Here is a 23,060-nt window from a genome sequence, read left to right as displayed (position 1 = left end):
CGGTGTCGGAAAACTATGTTTGGTAAGTACAAAAAACTTTTCTTCGTAGGTATCGGCGGCGCCGGTATGTCCGGGATCGCCGAGTTGCTGTTCAACCTCGAATTCGACGTGCGAGGTTCCGATCTCGCCACCAGTGACGTGACCGACTATCTGGTCACGCTCGGTGTGAAGGTCCACCAAGGACACTCTGCTGAGAACCTGGAGGACGCCGATCTGGTGGTGATTTCATCGGCTGTCAGCGACGACAATCCTGAGGTGATGGCCGCACGCGATTCTGGTATCCCGGTCATCAAACGGGCCGAGATGCTCGGCGAGTTGATGCGTCTCAAGCGTTCCATCGGCGTCTCCGGGACCCACGGCAAAACGACCACCACTTCAATGATCGGCAGTGTTTTGCGCCACGCCGATTACGATCCGACTATCATCGTCGGCGGCGTGGTGGCCGGTCTCGGTAGCGGGGCGGCTCTCGGAAAGGGCGACTATCTGGTAGCGGAAGCTGATGAGTACGACCGGTCGTTCCTGGCCATGTACCCAACCGTTGCCGTCGTCACCAACATAGAAGCCGACCATCTGGATTGCTATGACGGCATGGACCACTTGCTCGCTTCGTTTGTCACATACATGAACCGCGTGCCTTTCTACGGGTCGGTGATCATCTCGGCCGACGATGCCAACCTCGCGCTGGTGCGCCCCGAGATAGCGCGTCCCATGGTCACTTTTGGCTTCGACGCGACCGCCGACTATCGAGCCACCGATGTTAAGCTGGTGGCCGGTCGCACCCGGTTCACTGTTTGGCACATCGACGAGTTGTTGGGGGAAGTCTCCCTGTCTGTTCCCGGCCGCCACAACGTATTAAACGCGCTGGCTGCCGTGGCTGCCTGCCGTGAAGTGGAGGTACCCATGTCGGCCATAGCCGAAGGGTTGGCATCCTTCGGCGGGGTCAGGCGTCGTTTTGAAATCATTGGTGAGTTCAACGAGGTCATCCTGGTTGACGACTATGCCCATCATCCAACAGAGATCGCGGCCACACTGACAACCGCTCGTGAGACCTACGGGCGTCGCGTCATTGTCGTTTATCAGCCGCACCTGTACAGCCGCACACGCGACTTCGCCGGTCAGTTTGCCGAGTCGCTCTCGATAGCCGATGAATGTCTGTTGACCGATATCTATCCCGCCCGTGAGGAGCCAATCGAAGGCGTCACATCCGAACTGATCGCACGTCGGGCCGGCGCCTCAGAGGGCGCCCGCTTTTCGTGCATCGGTCCGCGCTCCAACGTGGCGGCAGAGGTGATGAAACTAGTGCGCAAAGGTGACATGATAATCATCATGGGCGCCGGGTCGATAACGTTGGCCTGCGATGAATTGAAAGAAGCATTGAAGACACTATGAATCGTTTGTCCGGCAGAATGAAACTGGGTCTCGCGGCCGCATCGGTAGCAGGTGTGGCGCTCGTCTTCGTGGTAAACTACACTCAGGCCTGCCGACTGCGCGAGGTCACGGTAAATGATGCTTCGTTCGAGGATTGGCGTCAAAAACTTCAGATGTTGGACGGCAACCGAGGACCTTTCCAATCGCTTGAGTCTGCCGCCGAAAAGATGCTTGAGGAGACCGACGTGTACAAAGTCGATCTCTCGTGGTCGTTGCCCCATCGTCTCGAAATCGCCACCAATCGTTTCGTTCCCGAGTGCTTTCTGCTCGATGAGAAAACGACTCGTTTGTACGGCATCGACGACCATGGACGGGTCGTCCCACTGACACGCCCGGTCGACAACTGGGAGCGCCCCGTGTTGACCGGCTTGACCGTGAGTTCGATGTTCGAACGGTGCAGCGAAACAAGGGCCGAAGTGGTCACGCGAAAGCTGATACGGTTACGCCATGAACATCGCGATCTATTCCGCTTGATCGAGGAGATCGATTTCTCGGACCAGTTCGGACTGACCGTAACCGTGGCCGGTCTGCCGTACCGGCTGAAACTCCGGGCGCAGACGATGATCCAGGACATGGATCGTTTTGCCCGGTTCATCACCCGGTTCGGCGTCGACTTTGAAAAAGTGCGGCTGATGGACCTGCGCTTTGATGACATGATCATTTGTGAGCGAGGCAAAAGCTAAGATGGCGTCGGAGAATCTCAGAGCAGCGCTGGATATAGGCACCACCAGGATCGTAGCCCTGGTGGGTGAAGCGGACGAAGAAGGGCGCATGTATGTCATCGGGCATGGCGAAGCCGCCGCCGAAGGTCTAAAGCGCGGCGTGGTTGTGGATATGGAGAAGACGGTGCGTTCGATCATGCGCGCCGTCAAAGACGCCCAGATGACTTCGGCCACGGAAATAGATCGGATCACGGTCGGCATCGCCGGTGAACACATCCGTTCCATCAATAGTCACGGCGTGATCGCGGTTGGTCGCTCCGACAATGAAATCACCCGCGCCGATATCCGAAGGGCTGTTGAAGCTGCGCGGACCGTGGCCATACCGGTTGATCGCGAGATCATTCACGTTATTCCGCAAACGTTTTCTGTGGATGACCAGTCCGGCATCAAGGATCCCATCGGCATGGCCGGCGTGCGACTCGAAGTAGAAGCTCATATCGTTACGGCCTCGATCACCACGGCCAGGAACATCTATCGCGCTCTGGAACGATGTCACCTGGAAGTGGACCGCATGGTGCTTGAGTCGCTGGCGCTGTCGGGCGCCCTACTGACCGATGAGGAAACCGAGAACGGTATCGTCATGCTCGATATCGGCGGTGATCACACCAACTTCTCGGTTTTTCACGAGGGAGCCATCAGACACACCGCCGTAATACCGCTGGGTGGGCGCAATGTCACCAACGATATCGCAATCGGCCTGCGCTGCTCGGTCGACCAAGCCGAGACTCTCAAACTCTCGCATGGCTGCGCCCTGGCCTCAATGGCTGATCCGGCCGAGATGTTGACAATACCATCAGCCTCGGCTCAGACACCCAAGGAGATATCGCGCAACGTCCTGGCTTCGATTATCGAACCACGCATGGAAGAGATTCTATCATTGACCTTCAGAGAAGTGAAAAAAGCGGCCGTCGCCGACATGCTGACCGGCGGCTTGGTGTTGACCGGGGGTGGTGCGCTGTTGGACGGAATGATCCAACTGGCCGAACAGATTTTTGACACCAGGGTCAGGGTTGGAGAAATCAGTCAGATAGAACATACCGCGGATGAATTGAAAGACAATCGTTTCGACACCGCCCATGGGCTGTTGATCCACAGTTTCCAGGATGAGACGGTGGTAGACAATCGGTCCAGCGGTCGTGGTCTGTTAAAACGATTCGAGAATTGGATAACAAAACGCTTCTGAATAGCCTGTTCAAGGAGGAACAAGTCGTGGCAGAAACAAAACACAAGTTCAACTTCGCTGACGATTTCATCGGCTACGCCAACATAAAGGTAGTCGGCGTCGGCGGTGGCGGTGGGAACGCCGTCAATCGCATGATCGAGTCCGGTCTCAAAGGAGTCGAGTTCATCTGTGTCAACACCGACTCCCAGGTGCTGGATCAGGCACTGGCCGACACGAAGATTCAGATCGGTCATGAGGTCACCGGCGGGCTGGGTGCCGGAGCCGATCCCCTGGTGGGGATGCGTGCCATGGAAGAGAGCCGTCAGGCGGTGGCCGAGGCAATCGGCAGCCCCAACATGGTGTTTATTACCGCCGGTATGGGGGGCGGCACCGGAACCGGCGGGGCGCCGGTTGTGGCCGAAATCGCCAAGGCCGCCGGTGCCCTGACAGTTGCCATCGTGACCCGTCCATTCAGGTTCGAAGGTAACAAACGTATCCAGCGCGCCAATCAGGGACTGGACGAAGTGAAGGCGAAGGTGGATACGCTGATCACTATCCCCAACGAACGCTTGCTTCAGATCGTCGACAAACGGACCAAACTGACCGAAGCCTTTGCCATCGCCGATGAGATTCTGCACCAGGCAACCAAAGGTATCTCCGACCTGATAACCATTCCCGGCCTGATCAACTGTGACTTTGCCGATGTTCGCACGGTTATGCTGGAAATGGGCAACGCCATCATGGGCACCGGCTTTGGCACTGGTGATGATAAGTCAACCGATGCGGCCCGCCAGGCGATTTCTTCACCCCTCCTGGAGGATGTCGCTATCGGCGGCGCCCATGGCGTACTCATCAATGTCACGGGTGGGCAGGACATGACGCTGTTCGATGTTAACACGGCTACCTCGCTGATCTATGAAGAAGCGGGCAGTGATGCCAATATCATTTTCGGCGCCGTGATTGATCCGAGCATGGACAACCAGATGCGAGTCACGGTAATTGCTACCGGTATCGGTGAAACCGACTCCAAACAGCCGGTTATACAGAGAACGAAGACACAGCAACAGCCGGCCGGGCCCGGCAAACCGATGTCGCTCTTCCCGGACAACGCAGTGGTTCTACAGCAACATCCACATGTAGAGGCGCAGCCGGTCGATCCGGCTCAAGCCATGGCGGCTGGTACCAATGAGGAGGATTCCGTTCCTTCGTTCAGCGACAATCCGCGAATATCCGGCGGCAACGGCGGCACCGGGGTTACGCGCAATCGTGTTCCGATGTTTTCCGAAGATGATCTGACCATCCCGGCCTATATCAGGAGATTGGATGAGAATAACTAATTAGTCTGTCTTCATCGACAGATATCTCAAAGGCATATTGGAGACGCCGCCAGTCGGCGGGCTCTATATGATACTTGGTTCCTCCACTGCAGCGCTGCCGGACCTACCCAGCCGGCGGCGCTGTCCTTTTTGGGGCGGGAAATGTACCGCCGGCGATTGAGTGATCCCAAGACACAAAACCTACACAACGTCGCGGCGGCAGTAACTGATACTCCCGATAACGGCCAGCGCTAACCCACCCAGGATACCGACCAGCAGGGCGATTGGTATCATGTCAGGGTCATTCGACTGAATATTCATCGGCAGTTTCCACGGAAAGAGTTTCTGGAACAAACCTTTCGCCTGCACCATGCCAATGAAAGTACCGGCCACGCCGACTCCGATTGCAATCGCGAACGATGCGTAACGCGCCGAGATCCAGTGGTGCAATGAAATCAAGAGACCGGCCGCCGAAAAGATTTGCACGAACGTCAGTAGCGTCTGAGCCATCGGAGCAGGCGCCCCCAGACCGAAATCCGGTTTGATAACACTCATAACCCAACCGGCGGTCAGATACGAACCCCACAGTACCATCGTGGCGATGAGCAATAACCCACAACTCAGGGCCAGCTTGGCCAGATAAACGGCCTGGCGATTCACCGGTAAGGCGAAGAGTTGTTTCCACCCGCGTGAGTTGTGCTCGTGGGCATTGGTCAGTGTAGTAATCAGCGCGATCAGCATCGGGAACACAAACAATGCCCACATGGCGCCGGTTGATCGCTGCAGCCATACCCAGGCGTTGTCCGCGCCCCAGGTCGGCTGGTCGATCTGTGACATGACTATGGTCTGGATGCCGACAACCAACAACGGCGCCAAAATGGCTACCCACAAGGCGGCGGTGCGACGCGCTTTCAACAGTTCCGCACTTAACGCCCGCGTGAAATCATGCATCCTAAGTGTCCCCGGAGTTTGCGGTCATTTTGAGAAAAAGGGACTCAAGCGAAGGATTGACCGGGCGCAGTTCATAAACACTGATGCCGACCCCGGTCAACAGTTTGTTAATCTCCGCCGCTTGGTCGAACTCAGCCACGCCAATTTCAATCATACAATCCGGCCCAAGGTGCGCCGACCACCCGTTTTCATTCAACAGGCTAAGACACTCATCAGGTCGGTCGGCTCGCAGCCGAACTACTCGCTGCTGTCGATCTCTGAGTTGATCCAACGTTCCCTCAAACAGCAGATTGCCCTGGTTTATAATGCCGACATAGTCGGCGACCTGCTCGACTTCGGTCAGCAGATGGCTGCACAAAAAGACGGAAGCACCCATCTGATGAGGTAGCCGTTTGATAAGATCGCGCATCTTGATAATGCCCTGCGGGTCCAGCCCGTTGGTCGGTTCGTCCAGAATCAGCAACTTCGGCTCGGCCAGCAAAGCCAGGGCCAATCCCATCCGCTGTTTCATACCCAGCGAGTATGTGCGCACCGGGCGGTCGGCAGCATCATCCATCTCAACGATCCGAAGGGACTGATCGATCCGATCATTATTCAATCCCAATAATCGCCGATGGATTTCGAGATTCTCTCGTCCGGTAAGATGCATGTACAATGACGGCTGCTCCACCATGGCGCCGACCTGACTGAGAATCGTTCGTCGATCAGTCTTCAGATTCCCGCCGAAAATGGACACGGAGCCTGAGTCCTGGCCAATCAATCCAAGCAACATCCGAACGGTGGTGGTTTTGCCGGAACCGTTGGGACCCAGAAAGCCGTAGACACACCCTTCCGGAACGGTCAGGTCCAGGGCGTCCACAGCCACCAGGCTGCCGTAGCGACGAGTCAGTCGGCTGGTTGCGATAACGGACGCAGATACCATCGTGATCGAGTTGAAGTTGTTTGCGGTTCGTACATTAATACGGCTATACGCAGTTGGACGATTGAAGTTGCCGCCTCCGGAAGTCTCACCGCCTGGCGTGCGCCGTTCGTTTGGGTTGACCGACCTACAGACAATGGGCACGAGACGATACATTCGCATATTGCGATTCAGCTCGTGTCGCCTAACGAGTTGACACGCACAGGCTTACGACGGTAACCGTTCGGCACGCAGGCTGCTGTATTCAACCTTGAAGGAACTCAGCCACTGATGGCTGCCTCGAAAGGAGGGCGCATGGGCATCAGTATTAACACTAATCTGGCCACCTTGAGCGTGGCAAGAAAGACCGCCGACAGTTACTCGAATCTGTACATGAGTATGGAGAAACTGACATCCGGTCTGAAAATCAACAGGGCTTCAGACGATCCGGCCGGGCTGGTAATCTCCGAGCAGTTTCGAGCCCAGATAGGGTCTCTCAATCAAGAAATAGAGAACACCTCGCACCTGATTAATAAGTACGAGACCGCATCATCGACGGTTGGTGAGATGAGGAGTCAGTTGACCGAGTTGCGCGGCCTGGCCGTCAGCGCCGCCAGTGAGGGATTCAACGACGACACTTCTCAGGCGGCTCTCGCCCAGGCGGGGGAGTATATCGTCGATAACTACAACCACACCGCCGACAGTGCGGTCTACAATGGTACCAACATGCTCGATGGTTCCGAAGGGGCGCCGGCCGATGTGAGCAAACTCGAAAACGTCGATCTGTCCAGCGCCGAGGCGGCCGAAGCATCTATTGCGGTTATTGATGACGCTATCGCCGAACTGGATTCGGTGCAGATTGAATTGGGGGCGACCCAAAAGTACGATTTGGAGTCGCGACGTTCCTCACTTGAGATCACGGCGCAGAACTTACAGGCGGCCGAGTCGCTGCATCGCGATGCCGACTATGCTCTGGAAGTGGCAACGATGGTGGGTGAAATGATTAAGGTGCAGTCATCGCTGGCTTTGATGTCGCACACCAGGATTCAGGCCAACTCGGTGTTGAGAATGCTGGGCACAAAGTAGCCGAGTAAAAACACCTCCCTCCCCTGGCTATAGGATAGCCTGTGGAAGGCCGCTGGGTTTTGCCCGACCCAGCGGTCATTTTTTTGCCTGCCGCGGGATGTCAGGACCCGCCGTTGTTAAGCCGAATTCAGTTTCGGGTCATTGCGAGCGAAACCGCGCTTCGCGGATGAGCGCGGCAATCTCATCTTGTAGGTCAGGAATCCTTGTGATCCTGACAGTGTCACCCTTCGACTCCGCTCAGGGTGAGGTTGTGGGATGCTCAGAGTGACCGACAATTCTACAGCTTCATGTTGTCGATCAACCGGACACCGTGCACTTTGACAGCTAACGAACAAACGGTGCCTTTAGTCACTTTGGACAGAGGTCGAAGAGTAGCAGCGTCGGTGAAAGCAATGTAGTCGACCTTCGCGCCCACACAAGTCGCTTTGATAGCGGCCCGCATCTCGCGCCTGATCTTCTTGGTATCCACCGCTCCGCTTGCGACCATCGCCTTGGCGCTGCGCAGAGCATAGATAAGACAGCGTGCTTCGGTTCGCTTCTGATCGGTGAGGTACTTGTTGCGTGATGACATAGCCAGGCCGTCCTTTTCACGCAGAGTAGGTGCGACGATCAACTTGATCGGCCAGCCTAAGTCGCGGGTCATCTGTTTGAGCACCTGCGCCTGTTGAAAGTCTTTCATGCCGAAAACCGCAACGTCGGGGCGGGTGATGTTGAACAGTTTGGCCACGATCGTTGTCACGCCGCGAAAGTGTGTTGGCCGTGCGCTGCTTTCAAGTCCCTTAGTCAGCTTCTCGACCGTAACATAAGTCTGAAAGTCAATCGGGTAAATGTCCGACGCTTTCGGGATGAACACAATATCGCCACCGGCCTGTTTGATCTTTTTGATATCCCCTTTTTCATCGCGGGGGTATTTGTCGAGGTCTTCGTTGGGTGCGAATTGGGTTGGGTTGACGAAGATAGTCACGATGACCACATCGGCTGCTTTTTTCGCCCGTCGTATCAACGACAGATGGCCTTCATGCAGAAAGCCCATGGTCGGCACCAGTCCGATTGTCTTACTTTTGGCTGACAACATGCGTGACGCCAGCTGCATCTTCTTTATCGAGCGGATGGTTTGCATGGGGGGAATATTGAGTTGCACGGAATGAATTGCAAGCGGAATTCGAAAGCAAATGGAGCCTTATAGATTGTGAGAATCTCTGTCAGGTCACGATTTTGGCCGGCCAAAACCAAGACCCGACAGAACACGCAACGATTCCCATGTTCTGTCAAGTGCGTAAATGTTCTGTCGGGTCTTGATCCGCCGAAGGCGGAGTGTGACCTGACAGACGTTCATTCTATTTATCTGTGACCGGCTCTTCTTCTGAGAACAAAGGCGGCTCGGCGGTCAGGTCGTAGTTGTCTTTCAGATAGCGGATCACGATATACGCCCGCGCCTGCCCGGTAGCGATAATCGAAAGGAAGTAGCCGATGATCGACGCGAAAATCAAAAAGAGCATCAAGGCCATGACGTAACCGACCGTATCCCCCCCACCACCGCCGCGTGCCCAATGCCCAATCGAGATGCCCCAGTCAATGCCGGGAAAGATGTTGAACGTCTCCTGCACCGTGTCGGATGTGGCCGGGAGGTGTGACAGTCCCGATTTGATCAGGTCGGTGGTTTGTCGCCCGCCGCCCAACCCAGCTGCCCAGCCGATAAACTGTACCGACCGGTAGCAGAAATAGGCATAAACGAAACTGCACAGTTTGGCCGCCACCAGCGAGTAGCCGGTGTACAATAACCATCGTACCGGCTGCCTTATCAATGTCGAGAACGTTTCAAGAATGGCCGTGAACGTCTCGCGCACCCGATCAGCCGCCACCACAGCCGGGGTAAGGACCCATGAGGCCTGGAACACGACAATGATAAAGACGGTGAGGATGGCAATGATGAACGCGGGAAGTGTAAAGAAGATTGCGTAAAACCATTCACCAACTACCGGCAGCCTCGTTATCAATCCGAACAGAAAAAATAGCAGGACAATGAAGGCTACAAAAAGCGCCAGAGCCAGTTCGGTCAGGAACAGTTGCGGCAGCCTTTGCCATGCAAATCTGAGCGCCTGCCGGGTGTGCAAAAAACGGTTGCCGCGAGCTTCTTCGATGTTGAAAGCTGCCACCGCCGTGAAACCCATCATCAGGGCCAACAGCGCCAGGATTACGCCGATTCCATAAACCAGCCAGGCGAAAGTGCTGCCCAAGGCAAAAACCTGAAAGGGAAAGAAACCGTCGGTCGAGAAAACATAGTTCGGTCCCTCGCCGGCGATGGCCAGGGCCAAATAGGTGAACAGGTCATAGCAGATGATAGCCAGACAGAGGGCCAGGGTCATGACCAGAATCTTCTTGGCCGAGAGGGCGCGCGCCGGCGCCCAGAGAATGTCACGAAAGTCAAAATGGTAACGGCGTTTCATGTCGTCAATTTTGGTCGGGGGAATGGTCAAGTCAAGTATAATTCAACCAGTGCGCCGCCCGGCTATTGGGGAGTGTTGACAAAGTCCTCCAGCCTGTTGCGGTGGGTCCTGTGGTGTTGGGCGACCCCGCCCGACACCTGCTATCCAGCCTATTGGCTGTCAGGCGAGTCACCTGACAGCACCGGTATTCGTGTGACCCGCCGGCCGGTCAAGCCGGCTCTCTCCGGTTTCACCACGCGGCACACCAGTACGCGAAGCGCAAAAAACCGATGTATCGGTGTCGGGTCACACTCCCGCTGGGGCGGGATCAAGACCCGACACAACAGAACACAGGTTTATCAACATGCCCTATGGTTTGAGACTCCATCGCGGATCGGCCAGGATTTCAGCGTAGAACGCAGACATCATCTGAACATTTTGTTTCCAGTCAAAGAGTTTTTCCACCCGCTCGCGTCCCAGTCGACCATCCCGCCGCCGAGTTTCCTCGGAGTCAACATAGTGTTCCAGCGCGGCGGTCAGTCTTTCCACGTCGCCCGGCGGCGCCAGCCGTCCGGTCAGGCCGTCGGCCACCACCTCAGGCAGGCCGCCGATATCCGAAGCCACCACGGGCAATCCCGAAGCCATCGCCTCGACCGCGGCCACGCCGAAAGTTTCGCCCCGGCTGACCGAGGGCATGACAAAAAGATCGAAGCTCTCGAAACATCGAGCCACTTCATCGTTGGGCAGACGACCCGTAAAAGTAACCCGATCTCCAATACCCAGCGAACCTGCCAACCCTTCCAGCTCCGGCCGAAGTGGTCCCCACCCGATGATTGTCAGCTTCAGGTTGTCACGAGTGGCGGCAAGTCGGGCAAAGGCGCGGATAAGGTATTCCAGGCCGTACTTTTTCGTCAACCAACGTACCGTGCCGATGTGAACGGTCGACCGCGAGGGTCGTTCCGAGAAAGTGAACCGGTTCAAATCCACGCCGAACGGAATCACGCGCGGCTTTACCGCGCCGCCAACCAGTCGTTCTGTTTCCTCGGCCAGCATGTGGCTGGTGGCGCTGACAAAGTCTGAGCCGATAATCGCCCGCTTCACTATCCATCGGTGGAGAGGTGACCTGTGCGGGAATTCTATAATGTCATCCCCCCAGACCGAAAGCACTAGCGGCCGGACTCCTACGCGCACGGCGACGAAGCCGCAACTGCTGGCGTAGTGGGCGTGCACGATAGCGGGACGGAACTCCTGGGCCAACCTGCGCACGCGCCCGATCTCAAGCAACATGCCCGGACGGGTGCGGCATTTCAGGTGGCGGATATCGACCCCCTCGATCGGCGTAGGTGGATAAAAAGTTACCAGCATGACTTCGTGGCCGACATCCCTCATGGCCGTGGCCCACTTGGTGGTGTGATTGGACCCACCCATGGCAATCATCATTAGTCGCATGGCAAATCCTGTTCTGTCTGGCGCGTCGATCGACGCCACGGTAAAGCGTCTCTGAAATACTTTTTGAACCCAAGCATCGCCACAACCGCGGCATAGGTTCCAAAAACAACCAAGGCCGAAGCCGCCAGGGCGAGATACATCACCACGTGCGAGGACTCTTCAACGAGCGGCCAGGTGATTCGGCGAAAAACAGAGGCGGCCAGGTAGACTAAGAAACCGGCCAGCACCAACCTGAGCAGAGTGAAGAGAAACCGGTTTCTATCGTGTGGTGACCACTGCACCACGATATATCCCATCAGCCCGAGTCCGAATCCGACATGCGACAGCGACGAAGCTGCGGAGATTCCGACATAACCGAACCACTGCGGCAGGAGGGCTGTGGCGGCCAATTTGGTTACCAGGAAAACCCCTGCGAACACCAGTACCGGTCTTGTCCAGCCTTTGGCGTAGCAGGCTCGGATCGATGTCGAGACCACAAACAGAGCGACGATCGACGGCACCAATGTGCGGAGAATCCTGGCCGTCATAATGACCGACTGTTCGTCGAACGCGCCGCGATGGTAGATTATATGGACTAATGACTCTGCATTCGTAAAGAAGAAGACGGCCAGCGGTACCGCGAACAGAAGAGCCACCGTGATCCCTTTGCGATAGGCTGCGATGAACCTCGACATATCGGACGTATCGTCGGACCGTGCGAAAATCGGGAACAACACGGCGCCGATTGCGAATCCGACGATTGATTCCGGTAGTTGCACCAGGACCTGTCCGTAATTTAGCGCCGACACTATACCCTCACCGAGGCGTGGTGCGAAGTAGCGGTCGATCATGAAGTAGGATCGGTTGATCAGTTCGATCAGTATCAGCGTCGAAGCCACCGACAAAAACAGCGGGGATTCTTTGTCCACAATCGAAGCCTTGAAGTATCGAAGCGCTTGCGATGGAATCAGGCGCACGGCCAGGTACAGGTTTTGCACGATCATGCCGCCGACCATGCCAACGGCGACAGCCCCAACCGAGATGTGCTGATGCAGGAGCATGATGGCGGCAATCGAGCACAGATTGAACAAACTCAACCCGGCAGCGGGGTAGGCGTAGATTTTTTTGACATTCAACAGCGCTCGCATGAAAGCTTCGGACACCGAGAGAACGACCGATGCAGCCGTTAGTCGGCAGTAGAAGACAATCAGATCGAACTGTTCCGGGGACCATCCGGCATCCCAAAAAGTCAGTACATAGGGCGCGATCAAGACAATTGCCGCCGTGATGGCACCGCTGACCAGCAGGGTGAGATTGACCGCAGACCAGGTGGAACTCCAGAAGAGTGCCGGGTCGTCCGGGCCGCTTTGCTCTGCCTTGCGGGTAAGGAACGGAACAAACTGGTAGTAGCATGCATAACCGAGCACACCGGAAGCCAATGCCGGCAGCATCACCGCGATCAGGTAGAAGTCGTATTCTGCGCTGGTGCCGAATTTGTGGGCTATGACCATGCCACGAACAAAGCCGAGGATTTTGGAAATGAAGACGACCGAAGCAACCGAGTAGATCGCTGTGCGCAAGCGTCGCGGCACCGCTACCTCCCCGTCAGGAATCGATTAACAGTTGCAGCTATTATGTGCGAGGGTCGGCGGCGCTTGATCAGATACGGTATCCGCCCGACCTTCTGTGGATTATCCAGAGCGCGACGAATACGCTTGGCGTCCAGACCGACCAATCGGTTGCCGCGCCCCAACGTCTCGACCCACTCCGTTTCTTCGCGCATAGTGAGCACCTGCGTACCCAGAAACAGCGCCTCCTTCTGCAACCCACCGGAATCGGTCAGAACGGCGCGGGCATGCATGGCCGCCGTGAGGGTGTCAAGATAACCGAGCGGTTCACAGAGAATCAGGTTTTCCAACTTATGCAGCGTTGGCCACAGGCGATTACGTTTCAACTGCATCCGCGTGCGTGGATGCACCGGAAAAAGCGTGGGGAGATCCACAGATCGAAAAACCTCAACCAACCGCTTCAGGTTCTCCACGGTGTCGACGTTGGCGGCGCGGTGCGCGGTTATCAACAAATACCGGTCGGCCGTCAGATTGAAGCGACGCAGAGTTTGCTTGTGTGCTCTGATAACACTGCGCGAATCGTGCAGCAGCTCGTACATCAAGTCACCGGAGTGGACAAGGTTCTGCTTGATCCCCTCGGCGCGCAGGTTTTTCATGGATGTGTCGGTCGGGCAAAAAAGTACCTGGGCCAGGTGGTCGGTCAACCGCCGATTGATCTCTTCCGGCATGTCGTTTACGAATGATCGCATCCCGGCCTCGACATGTCCGACCGGGATAGACAGCTTGGCTGCGGCCAGGGCGCCGGCCAGGGTGCTGTTGGTGTCGCCGTAGACAATTACAAAATCCGGCCGATCGGTGCTGAACAGTTTCTCGATAGCGCTCAGCATGCGACCGGTCATAGCGCCATGCCGCCCGCCGCTTAGACCTAAGTTCACTTGCGGACGCGGCAGTCTGAGTTGTCGAAAAAACAACTGCGACATGTTGTCATCGTAGTGCTGACCGGTATGGACGATAACATGACGGCACTGCCCGGTCAGGGCGCGAGACAACGGCGCCAATTTGACGAATTGTGGACGGGCGCCGACGATTGACACAACTTTGGGTCTGCTCTTCATTATTGCCCAACATAATAGGTGAGCGCTGCGGCCAACTCAAGTATAATCCACTTCGTCTTCCAGTTCTGAAGTCACAGTCAAAAGTGCAAATCAACGTCACTGCGAGCCAGATGCTTCACGTGGTGTGGAATTCTCATTTCGTCGGGCGATCTTGGTGAGTGGTGTTGGGCGACCCCGCCCGACACCACCCGCAAGCTGTCAGGCGAGTCGCCCGACAGCACGTCATCCACTCCGTCGGCGCTGGTCTCAGCCTTGGCCATCGCTCAAACCGGCCGCAAGTATTGTCATTTTTCTGCCCAAAAAACCCTATCCTCTGTATATTGTGGCCGGCAGTGAAAGTGAGCGGCCCGTATTCAGGAGTCCTGTTGTGCCCGTAGAAGGCGCCCTATTCGACTTGAAACGTTACGCCATCCATGATGGCCCCGGTATTCGCACCTCCGTGTTTTTGCGTGGTTGTCCCTTGAACTGCTGGTGGTGTCACAATCCGGAGAGCCGCTGCCCATCTGCCGCACCCGACGATCAACGCGGCAACGGTAGTCGCGCATCGCTCACCAAGGGGTCGGTCCCGCCCGATGATGTAATAGATGCGGTGGCTCGCGATGTTCCGTACTATGATCAGTCCGGCGGTGGCGTAACCTTCACGGGCGGTGAGCCGTTGATGCAGTTTGAGTTCTTGACCGAACTTCTTAAGGCCTGCCGGAGACGATCTATTCATACCGCTGTTGATACAACCGGCTATGCGCCCGGCGAGAAGATTCGGAGTATCGTGGAATTGGTCGGGCTGTTCTTGTATGATCTCAAGATAATGGATGCCAAACTGCATCAAGAGCACGTCGGGGTGTCAAACCGATTGATCCTCGACAACCTGAAGATGTTGGCCGATCTGGGATGTGCTATCATCATCAGGGTGCCCATGATACCCGGCATCACCGACACGCCGGAGAACATAGAGGCCATCTGCGCCTTTGTAAAACCACTGTCGCAAATCGATCAAATCAGCCTATTGGAGTATCATCATTATTTCCATCACAAGGTTAAGGACCCGGCCCAGGTACAACGGTTGGGCGAGCTTAGGCCTCAAACCGATGAGCAGACGGCATCGGTGGTTCGCCGGTTCGAGTCACATGGATTCAAGATAAAAGTCGGAGGATAGTCTGCATGAACGACCGGATCAAACGACTGCGGCTCCAGAGTCTCGACGCCACGCCCCGGGTTTCGATTGAACGGGCGGTGCTCCTAACGGAGTTTTATAGTAGCGGCAAGCCGCAACAGGTTTCAACACCGGTAGCCCGGGCCCTGGCCTTTGCGTATCTTCTTGAGCACAAAACTATATGCATAAACTCAGGCGAGTTGATCGTGGGCGAACGCGGTGAAGCGCCCAAGGCAACGCCGACCTATCCTGAGATTTGCACCCATAGTCTGGACGATCTGGCTATATTGAATGATCGCCCCAAAATCTCGTTCGCCGTCAGCGATGAGGTGCGTGATCTCCAGCGCGAAACGGTGATCCCCTTTTGGTCGGGTCGTTCTCTTAGGGACCGCATCTTTGAAGAGATGGACCCTGACTGGAAGACTGCTTACGACTCAGGCGTGTTCACGGAGTTTCAAGAACAACGCGCGCCGGGTCATACCGTGCTCGATGACAAAATCTACCATAAGGGGATGCTCGACTTCAAAGCCGACATCAGTGCCGCCATTGAACGGCTTGACTTTCAATACGACCCCGGCGCCCTGGACAAACGGGACCAACTCACCGCCATGTCCATCACCACCGATGCTCTGATCGGATTGGCCAACCGACATGCCGATGAACTTGAGCGTTTGGCCCAAGAAACCTCCGATGCCGAGCGTAAGGCCGAGCTTGTGCAGATGACAGAGATATGTCGTCGCGTTCCGGCCCATGCCCCGGACAGTTTTTGGCAGGCCCTCCAGTATTACTGGTTCGTGCATCTCGGTGTCATCACCGAGTTGAATACCTGGGACTCTTTCAACCCGGGGCGCCTTGATCAGCACTTGCTCCCGTTTTATCAACGCGATATTGCCTCAGGGAAACTGACACCTGAGCGCGCGCGTGAGTTGTTGCAGTCTTTTTGGATCAAGTTCAACAACCAACCGGCGCCGCCCAAGGTGGGCGTCACGGCGCAGGAAAGTAACACCTATACCGACTTTTGTCTGATCAATGTCGGTGGTGTGAAACCGGACGGGTCCGATGGAGCCAACGAATTGTCCTATCTGATTCTTGATGTCATTGAAGAGATGCGTCTTTTGCAGCCAAGTTCGATGGTGCAGATTGCCAAGAAGAGTCCGCAGCGGCTGCTTATGCGAGCCCTTGAGATCATCAAAACCGGCTACGGCCAACCATCGCTGTTCAATACTGATGCTATCATATCCGAACTCCTGCGGCAAGGGAAGACGCCGGAGGATGCCAGAAACGGCGGCGCCAGTGGATGTGTCGAAGCCGGTGCCTTCGGTAAAGAGGCATACATCCTGACCGGGTACTTCAACATCGTGAAGGTCCTGGAGATCACCCTTCATAATGGTCTTGATCCGCGCACCGGTGAGAAAATCGGCCTCGAAACCGGCGACCCAGCCTCTTTTGAGACGTTCGATCAATTCTATGCAGCCTTTGAGGATCAACTGGCTCACTTCATCGGCATCAAAATCAAGGGCAACCTGATCATCGAACGCTTGTGGGCAAAGAACCTTCCTGCGCCCTTCCTTTCAGTATTGGTTGATGACTGCATCGCCGACGGCACGGATTACAACGCCGGTGGTGCTCGTTACAATAGCTCATACCTTCAGGGTGTGGGTCTGGGAAGCGTCACCGATTGTCTGGCCGCCATCAAGTTCCACGTGTTCGATCATCCTACCGTTACGTTCCCCCGATTGGTGAACGTTTTGCGGGAGGATTTCGCCAATGATCCGGAGCTGCAAAAAACCTTGCAGCAGGATGCGCCGAAGTACGGCAATGACGACAAATATCCCGATGATTTGGCCCGTCGCGTTTTTGAGAGCTACTTCGGACTTCTTGACGGCCGCCCCAACACTCGCGGCGGTCATCATCGCATCAACTTGCTGCCGACCACTTGTCACATTTACTTCGGTAGTGTAGTCGGCGCCATGTCGGACGGAAGAGCGGCCGGTGTTCCGCTATCCGAAGGTATCTCGCCGGTGCAGGGTTCCGACCGACAGGGTCCCACGGCTGTCATGAACTCGGCGGCCGGGATCGACCATCTGCGAACCGGCGGCACTCTTCTCAATATGAAATTCAGTCCGCAGCTTTTGCAGGATCAGGACGGTCTGGACAAACTGGCTCACCTGGTGCGCACCTATTTCACCATGGACGGGCATCACGTACAGTTCAACGTGGTGACGGCAGAGACCCTTCGTTGCGCCCAGAAAGAACCGCACAAACATCGTGACCTCATTGTCAGGGTAGCGGGATACAGCGACTATTTCGTGGACCTGACCGACGCCCTGCAAGACGAGATCATCCGTCGCACTGAACAGGGCACATTCTAACATGAAGGCGCCGTTCCTCTGGCCCCGATGTGCCGACGACTGGGAGCCACCGGCGCACTGGTTGAAGATTCGCACCATCGATGCGCACACCGGGGGGGAACCGTTGCGCATTATCCTGGACGGTTTCCCCGAACTGCCGGGAAAGACAATTCTGGATCGACGTCGCTACCTGCTTGAGAATCTGGATCATCTTCGCACAACTATAATGTGGGAGCCACGCGGCCATGCCGACATGTACGGTTGCCTGACAACGCCACCGGTGACGGAAGGTTCCGATTTCGGCGTTCTCTTTATGCACAACGAGGGATACTCCAGCATGTGCGGCCACGGTATCATCGCAGTGACCAAAGTTGCAGTGGAACTCGGGCTGGTATCGAAAAGCGTTCCGGTAACTCAGGTGAGAATCGACACACCGTCCGGCTTGGTGACATCGTTTGCGCATCTGGAGGACGAATCGGTCACCTCCGTTTCATTTCGCAACGTTGCATCATTTGCTCAGGCATTGAACGAGACTATCGAGCTGCCGGAACTCGGCGCGGTGTCATATAATCTGGCCTTCGGCGGCGCCTTTTATGCCTTTGTCGACGCAGCTCAGGTAGGCCTTGAGTGTGTGCCGGAGCATTATGCGGCGCTGATCGACACGGGCATGCGAATCAAGCGCGCGATTATGCAGAGCCGTCCGGTTATTCATCCCTTTGAACCCGATCTAAGTTTCCTTTACGGCACGATCTTCACGGGACCGCCGGCCGACAAATCATCACACAGTCGTCACGTTTGCATATTCGCCGAAGGGGAGGTCGACCGCAGCCCGACCGGCACCGGAGTCAGTGCGCGGCTGGCGTTGCTGGCTGCTCGCAACGAGATTGCCCTGGATGAAACAGTTGTAATCGAGAGCATTATCGGTAGCAAGTTCACCGGTCGCATTGTGGAAGAGACTACTTTTGGCGAGCAGTCCGCTGTGATCCCGGAAGTGGGGGGAAGCGCCTACATCACCGGACGACATGAGTTCCTGATCGATCCAAACGACCCCCGGCGCGACGGTTTTATCCTCAGGTGATTTGTCAGTCAACAACCGGTCGTGACAGTTCCCTGACCGCCGGTTCGACTTCCTCGCGTTCAAACTTTCGACCGTGCAGAAGACGCGCCCAGGTGACTCGGATGGAACTAAAGGCCATAAATGTTGACGGCAGGATTATCAAGAGGATCAATGTTCCAAAGATCAATCCATAAGCAATGGCTACGGCCATCGGGATCAAGAACTGTGCCTGACGGCTTGTCTCCAGAATTAGCGGCGCCAGCCCCAGCGACGTGGTAATAGTGGTCAACAGAATCGGTCTCAGGCGGGCCACTCCGGCTGCGTGGACAGCCTCGAACACCTGCTGCCCCTGCCTTAGATTGCGGTTGATCTGGTCGACTAAGATGATTGCGTCGTTGATGATGATTCCCGAGAGGGCGAGTATGCCCACAAATGAAAGCATGTTGATCTGAATCCCCTGGATGCCGTGGCCCCAAATAGCGCCCAGCACGCCGATGGGAATCAACGAAAATATCAGGCCGGCCTGGGCGTAGGACCTGAAGACCAATACCACCAGGACGAGCATTCCCAACAGAGCTACCGGAAAAGTCCTGCGCATAGATTTCAGCATCTTCATCTGGTCGCGCGATTGGCCTTCGAAGGAAGCCGTGACCCCCTGCACCTGCGCCAGTATGCCGGGCAGAACATCATCTTCAATCTGAGCCAGGATCGGTGGCAGGTCCGCCTCCACCTCGGTCGGGTTTGCCTCGACCTTGATTTCGCGTTTGCGATCGACATGGTTGATGGTTGTAAGCCCGCGTTTAATACTGTAGGCGGCCAGCTCGCTGAAAGGGTAGACGTTGCCGCTGGGAGCAACAATGCGCATCTGATCTATCTGTCCCAGAGCCAGCCGATCTTCACGGCGATACCGTACCCACACCCTGATTTCGTCGCGTCCCCGCTGGATGCGTTGGATCTCCTGGCCGAAGTATCCCTGCCGCACCTGACCGGCCACATCCTGCAGGGTGAGACCAAGCGCATGGGCTCGTGCCTTGAGTTTGATATCAATCTCACGCCGACCTTCCTGATCGGAGTCGGTTACATCCTTGAGTATGCTGAACTCTCCCATTCGCGCCACCAAGAGGTCACGCGCTTTGTCCAACTGTTCAAAGTCGTGACCCCGCAGGCTGACCGAAATCGGTTTGCCGAAGTGCCCCGATCCTCCGTATGTGATATTCTCAACCTGGGGCAGAGACCCCACGGCGCCCCTGATTCGGTTGGCAATGAGATAGCTCTGCATGTCGCGAAGTTCGGCGTCCAGAAGTTGCAGCGTAATTCGTCCGGCATGACCACCGGACTCTCCCAGCGAGTTGGTGCCAATCTCTCGCTTGATGCCCAGGACGACGTCGGCCGAGTCTTCGCGTTCGCTTTTGATCTCATCGTTAATCTGCCAGCAAACCCGCTCGACGTGAGCCAGTAGAGAGTCGGTGTCCTTTTCCTGTCGTCCGGCCACCAGCGAGACGTTGATTGGAATTGTATCTCGGTCCACAAAGGGAAAGATCGTCACGCCGATCAGGCCGCCTCGGATCATGCCGTAGGTCATCATTACGAGGGCGATGGGTGTAACTATTGTGATCCACTTGTATGTTAACGCCTTGCGCAAAAACGGAGCATAGACGCGATGCGTTAGCACGTGGATTATACCTTCGATCTTCCGACGAATTGCCGGGATTGATTGTTTTATGTCGAGACCGCGTGAGTGAGCCAGGTGAACCGGGAGGACAAAGAAAGCCTCCACCAGCGAAAACAACAACGACGCAATAACCACCAGCGCCATGTGCCAGATGAACTTGCCGAGCATGCCGTCGAGAAAGAAGTAAGGGACAAATGCAATAACCGTTGTCAACACCGAAGTTGTCACCGGCGCCAGAACTTCCATCGTGCCGTCAATGGCCGCTTTCAGCGCCGGCGCCCCGCGTTCATAGTGGCTGTAAATATTCTCGGCCACGACAATGGCATCGTCGACGAGGATACCTACCACGATGATCATTCCGAATAGCGAAATCACGTTGATAGTGATTCCCCAAAACCCGGCCACGATCAACATACCCGCAAACGAGAACGGAATGCCGACGGCGACCCAGAATGACAGTCTCAGTTTCAGGAAGAACCCCAGGGCCATTATGACCAGCATCAAACCGATCAGCCCGTTCTTCATCAACAAATCGATACGCTGTCTTAACGGAATAGTGCGGTCATCCCAGACGACCGCCTGCACCTTTTCGTGCGAATCGTTGAAGCGTTGAATGTACGCTCTGGTGCTGTCGGCGATGGCAATTATATCTTCCTGCTCAGTCTGATCAAGATTGAGGATGACGGCGGTTTGGTTGTTGTAGTACCGTTTATCCGGAATGTCTTCCCACTGTTCGGTGACGGTTGCCAGGTCCCGCAGATAGACAACACTGCCGTCTTGAGCTCCACGCACCGGCAGGTCGTAAAGTTCCGAAGCGTAGTAATCCCGACCCCAGGCGCGGATCAGGATCTCTTCGTCCCTTGTTTCGAATTTGCCGCCGGAAATGTTCAGGTTGGCTTTGCGAACAGCGGCTGTGATTTCATCGAAACCGATACCGTAGCGTCGCCGGTCCGACTCGGACACTTCGATTGCAAACTCAAGGTTGGGCAATCCTTCAAAAGACACCTGCGAAATGCCTTCTGTGGCCATCAGTTCATCTCGGAATTCTTCGGCGATATACTTCAGGTTGTACAAGTCGGTAGAACCGTACAAGACCACCGACAAAGACCGCATGCGGAACTTCTGTTCAAAGATCACCGGCTTCTCGGCGTCAACCGGGAAAGAGTTGATACGATCGATAGCATTTTTCACATCGGTCAGAACTTTGTCCAGTTCCGCCTCTCGAGTGATCTCAACACTCACCGTAGCGAAATTCTCTCTGGAGACGGAAGTCACTCGGTCGACTCCCTGCAGTCCGTCGAGATTCTCCTCTATCTTGAGTACTACACCTTCGGCAACCTCGTCAGGCGAAGCACCGGGATAGGCGACCTGGATTGTGATCACGCTGGGTGTAGTCTCGGGAAAGAAAGAGTAACGCAACTGGACCAGAGAGATCAAACCAAAACCGATCACACTGAACAACAGCACGTGCGTCCACACCGGATAGCGAATGAGGTAGGCAATAACCCGGCGCATCAGAGATTTCCTTCATCGCTGCTCAGTTTTGGCGTAGCCGGCATTCCCGCAGTCACACCCTGTAACGCCTCGACCACCAAGGTATCCCCGTTATTGAGGCCCGCCGCAACTATTGCCGAGTCAACCTCCCAGCGGGCAACGGTGACTTCGCAGCTTTGCAGCTTGCTGTCTACAACCCGGTAGACGCTTTTGTCATCGTAGATGGCGCTACGAGGAATCGTCACGGCGCTGTCGATCGTGCGACCGGGAATCGATGCCTGCAGGAAAACTCCATTCAACAACGGCGGTGCGCCGTGCTGATCAACGGCCACAAACAGATCAACCGTCTGGGTGCGTGTGTCGACGTTTTTGCCGATACGCGCCACGCGGCCGCGCCAACTCTCGGCGGTCTCAGAAGAGGTCAAAACCACCGGTCGGCTGTCGTCGATCCAACCGAGTTCTGAGGCAGGCAGCGACACCTGCACCTCCTGTCGCTCCAGACTGATTATGCTGCCCAGCAGGCTGCCGCTACGAGCCGTCGAGCCGGACCTCAGGTTGACCTGGAGAATCGACCCGTCGAAGGGTGCGTAAAACAGGTGCTTCTCAAGCACGATCTCGTGATCTCGTACTGCGTAATACAACTTATAAACATTGAATCGGGCCAGCAGCAGCTTTAGGCGTTCGCTGGATGTCTCGGGCAAGGCCGGGAGGCCGCGATCAAAGTCACAGCCGGAGAAAAACTCCCGCCAATCTTCCCACGCCTCGCCAAAGTCGGTCTTGATCTCAGGCAGGGCCATGGCCAGAGCCGATAGAAGTTCGCTCTTGGAACTGTTCAGCCGCAACCGGGCCTGTCGATCGTCAATCTTGAGCAGGAGATCACCCCTGGAAAAATCCTGAGCCGGCTGAAACTCAACCTGGCCGGACATAAGTTCTCCGGATACTTCACTGTACAATTCCAGCGGTTGTGCGCTGACCACCCGGCCATAGGCGGTGATATCTGTAGCTACCGGATGAATATCCACCAGATAAGCCTGAACGATCTTCGGTCGTGGAGTGTGTTCCCGCGGCGGCGGGTCCGAGCGCAGTCCCAGAAATACCATCATGGAAAGCGCGCCCAAGCCCAGAATCACGAGCGGCAAGATAACCTTGGTAACTCGGTTCATGAATGCTCCCCGCACAAAGTGGAGTAAGGCGACCGACAGATATTGGGATTTATCAGGCCGGACGTAACGACCC

The 23,060-nt window shown here is 56.0% G+C and carries 17 protein-coding genes and 1 pseudogene; 8 read left to right on the top strand and 10 right to left on the bottom strand.

Features of this window, described 5'->3' with window-relative positions:
* The first annotated feature begins 15 nt into the window (after nucleotides 1–15).
* The 4 genes and pseudogenes from murC to ftsZ all read left to right on the top strand — a co-directional run bounded on the left by murC (nucleotide 16) and on the right by ftsZ (nucleotide 4,352).
* Entirely contained in the window at nucleotides 16–1,389 is a 1,374-nt protein-coding gene (gene murC / locus OEV49_01365) for a UDP-N-acetylmuramate--L-alanine ligase (protein MDH3889704.1), read from the top strand.
* Complete coding sequence (locus OEV49_01360; protein MDH3889703.1) at nucleotides 1,386–2,111, top strand: hypothetical protein; 726 nt, start codon at nucleotides 1,386–1,388, stop codon at nucleotides 2,109–2,111. Before murC ends, OEV49_01360 begins: the two co-directional genes overlap by 4 nt.
* Nucleotides 2,092–3,333 (top strand): cell division protein FtsA, encoded by a 1,242-nt coding sequence (ftsA, locus tag OEV49_01355; GenBank protein ID MDH3889702.1) that lies wholly within the window; start codon nucleotides 2,092–2,094, stop codon nucleotides 3,331–3,333. The genes OEV49_01360 and ftsA overlap by 20 nt, the downstream gene beginning before the upstream one ends.
* A gap of 68 nt (nucleotides 3,334–3,401) precedes the next feature.
* Nucleotides 3,402–4,352: pseudogene (ftsZ, locus tag OEV49_01350) on the top strand (cell division protein FtsZ).
* A gap of 477 nt (nucleotides 4,353–4,829) precedes the next feature.
* Here ftsZ and OEV49_01345 read toward each other — a convergent pair.
* Together OEV49_01345 and OEV49_01340 are read right to left on the bottom strand one after the other, a co-directional pair.
* Complete coding sequence (locus OEV49_01345; GenBank protein ID MDH3889701.1) at nucleotides 4,830–5,579, bottom strand: ABC transporter permease; 750 nt, start codon at nucleotides 5,577–5,579, stop codon at nucleotides 4,830–4,832.
* A gap of 1 nt (nucleotide 5,580) precedes the next feature.
* A complete protein-coding gene (locus OEV49_01340) occupies nucleotides 5,581–6,660 on the bottom strand; it encodes an ABC transporter ATP-binding protein (GenBank protein ID MDH3889700.1) in 1,080 nt (359 codons plus the stop codon).
* A 132-nt stretch (nucleotides 6,661–6,792) separates the two neighbouring features.
* On the opposite strand from OEV49_01340, the gene OEV49_01335 reads away from it, so the two are divergent.
* Nucleotides 6,793–7,563, top strand: a complete 771-nt coding sequence (locus OEV49_01335; GenBank protein MDH3889699.1) for a flagellin — start codon at nucleotides 6,793–6,795, stop codon at nucleotides 7,561–7,563.
* Between the two features lie 277 nt (nucleotides 7,564–7,840).
* Here OEV49_01335 and panC read toward each other — a convergent pair whose 3' ends face one another.
* The 6 genes from panC to OEV49_01305 form a co-directional block, all read right to left on the bottom strand.
* Nucleotides 7,841–8,683, bottom strand: a complete 843-nt coding sequence (gene panC, locus OEV49_01330; protein ID MDH3889698.1) for a pantoate--beta-alanine ligase — start codon at nucleotides 8,681–8,683, stop codon at nucleotides 7,841–7,843.
* Between the two features lie 217 nt (nucleotides 8,684–8,900).
* Nucleotides 8,901–10,010 carry a hypothetical protein gene (locus tag OEV49_01325; protein MDH3889697.1) on the bottom strand — a complete coding sequence of 370 codons (1,110 nt, stop codon included), beginning with the start codon at nucleotides 10,008–10,010 and terminating at the stop codon, nucleotides 8,901–8,903.
* A gap of 348 nt (nucleotides 10,011–10,358) precedes the next feature.
* Entirely contained in the window at nucleotides 10,359–11,438 is a 1,080-nt protein-coding gene (locus tag OEV49_01320; protein MDH3889696.1) for a glycosyltransferase, read from the bottom strand.
* Nucleotides 11,429–13,009: a hypothetical protein gene (locus OEV49_01315; GenBank protein MDH3889695.1), complete on the bottom strand. Its 1,581-nt coding sequence runs from the start codon at nucleotides 13,007–13,009 to the stop codon at nucleotides 11,429–11,431. The genes OEV49_01320 and OEV49_01315 overlap by 10 nt, the downstream gene beginning before the upstream one ends.
* Nucleotides 13,010–13,011: 2 nt before the next feature.
* Nucleotides 13,012–14,100: a UDP-N-acetylglucosamine 2-epimerase (non-hydrolyzing) gene (wecB, locus tag OEV49_01310; protein MDH3889694.1), complete on the bottom strand. Its 1,089-nt coding sequence runs from the start codon at nucleotides 14,098–14,100 to the stop codon at nucleotides 13,012–13,014.
* A gap of 77 nt (nucleotides 14,101–14,177) precedes the next feature.
* Nucleotides 14,178–14,360 carry a hypothetical protein gene (locus OEV49_01305; GenBank protein ID MDH3889693.1) on the bottom strand — a complete coding sequence of 61 codons (183 nt, stop codon included), beginning with the start codon at nucleotides 14,358–14,360 and terminating at the stop codon, nucleotides 14,178–14,180.
* Between the two features lie 107 nt (nucleotides 14,361–14,467).
* Here OEV49_01305 and OEV49_01300 point away from each other — a divergent pair, with 107 nt between their 5' ends.
* Genes OEV49_01300 through OEV49_01290 form a run of 3 tightly spaced genes read left to right on the top strand, consistent with a single transcriptional unit; the run spans nucleotide 14,468 to nucleotide 18,679 of the window.
* Nucleotides 14,468–15,253, top strand: a complete 786-nt coding sequence (locus tag OEV49_01300; GenBank protein ID MDH3889692.1) for a glycyl-radical enzyme activating protein — start codon at nucleotides 14,468–14,470, stop codon at nucleotides 15,251–15,253.
* Between the two features lie 5 nt (nucleotides 15,254–15,258).
* Entirely contained in the window at nucleotides 15,259–17,622 is a 2,364-nt protein-coding gene (locus OEV49_01295; protein ID MDH3889691.1) for a glycyl radical protein, read from the top strand.
* Between the two features lies 1 nt (nucleotide 17,623).
* Entirely contained in the window at nucleotides 17,624–18,679 is a 1,056-nt protein-coding gene (locus OEV49_01290) for a proline racemase family protein (protein ID MDH3889690.1), read from the top strand.
* Between the two features lie 4 nt (nucleotides 18,680–18,683).
* On the opposite strand, the gene OEV49_01285 is transcribed toward OEV49_01290, so the two are convergent.
* A complete protein-coding gene (locus OEV49_01285) occupies nucleotides 18,684–21,845 on the bottom strand; it encodes an efflux RND transporter permease subunit (protein MDH3889689.1) in 3,162 nt (1,053 codons plus the stop codon).
* Nucleotides 21,845–22,987, bottom strand: coding sequence for an efflux RND transporter periplasmic adaptor subunit (locus tag OEV49_01280; GenBank protein ID MDH3889688.1), 1,143 nt, complete (start codon nucleotides 22,985–22,987; stop codon nucleotides 21,845–21,847). The genes OEV49_01285 and OEV49_01280 overlap by 1 nt, the downstream gene beginning before the upstream one ends.
* Between the last annotated feature and the right edge of the window lie 73 nt (nucleotides 22,988–23,060).

This window comes from Candidatus Zixiibacteriota bacterium, from assembly GCA_029860345.1.
Taxonomy (GTDB): domain Bacteria; phylum Zixibacteria; class MSB-5A5; order GN15; family FEB-12; genus JAJRTA01.
Note: the sequence above shows the minus strand (reverse complement) of the source record. Positions and strands in the feature narration are given on the sequence as shown.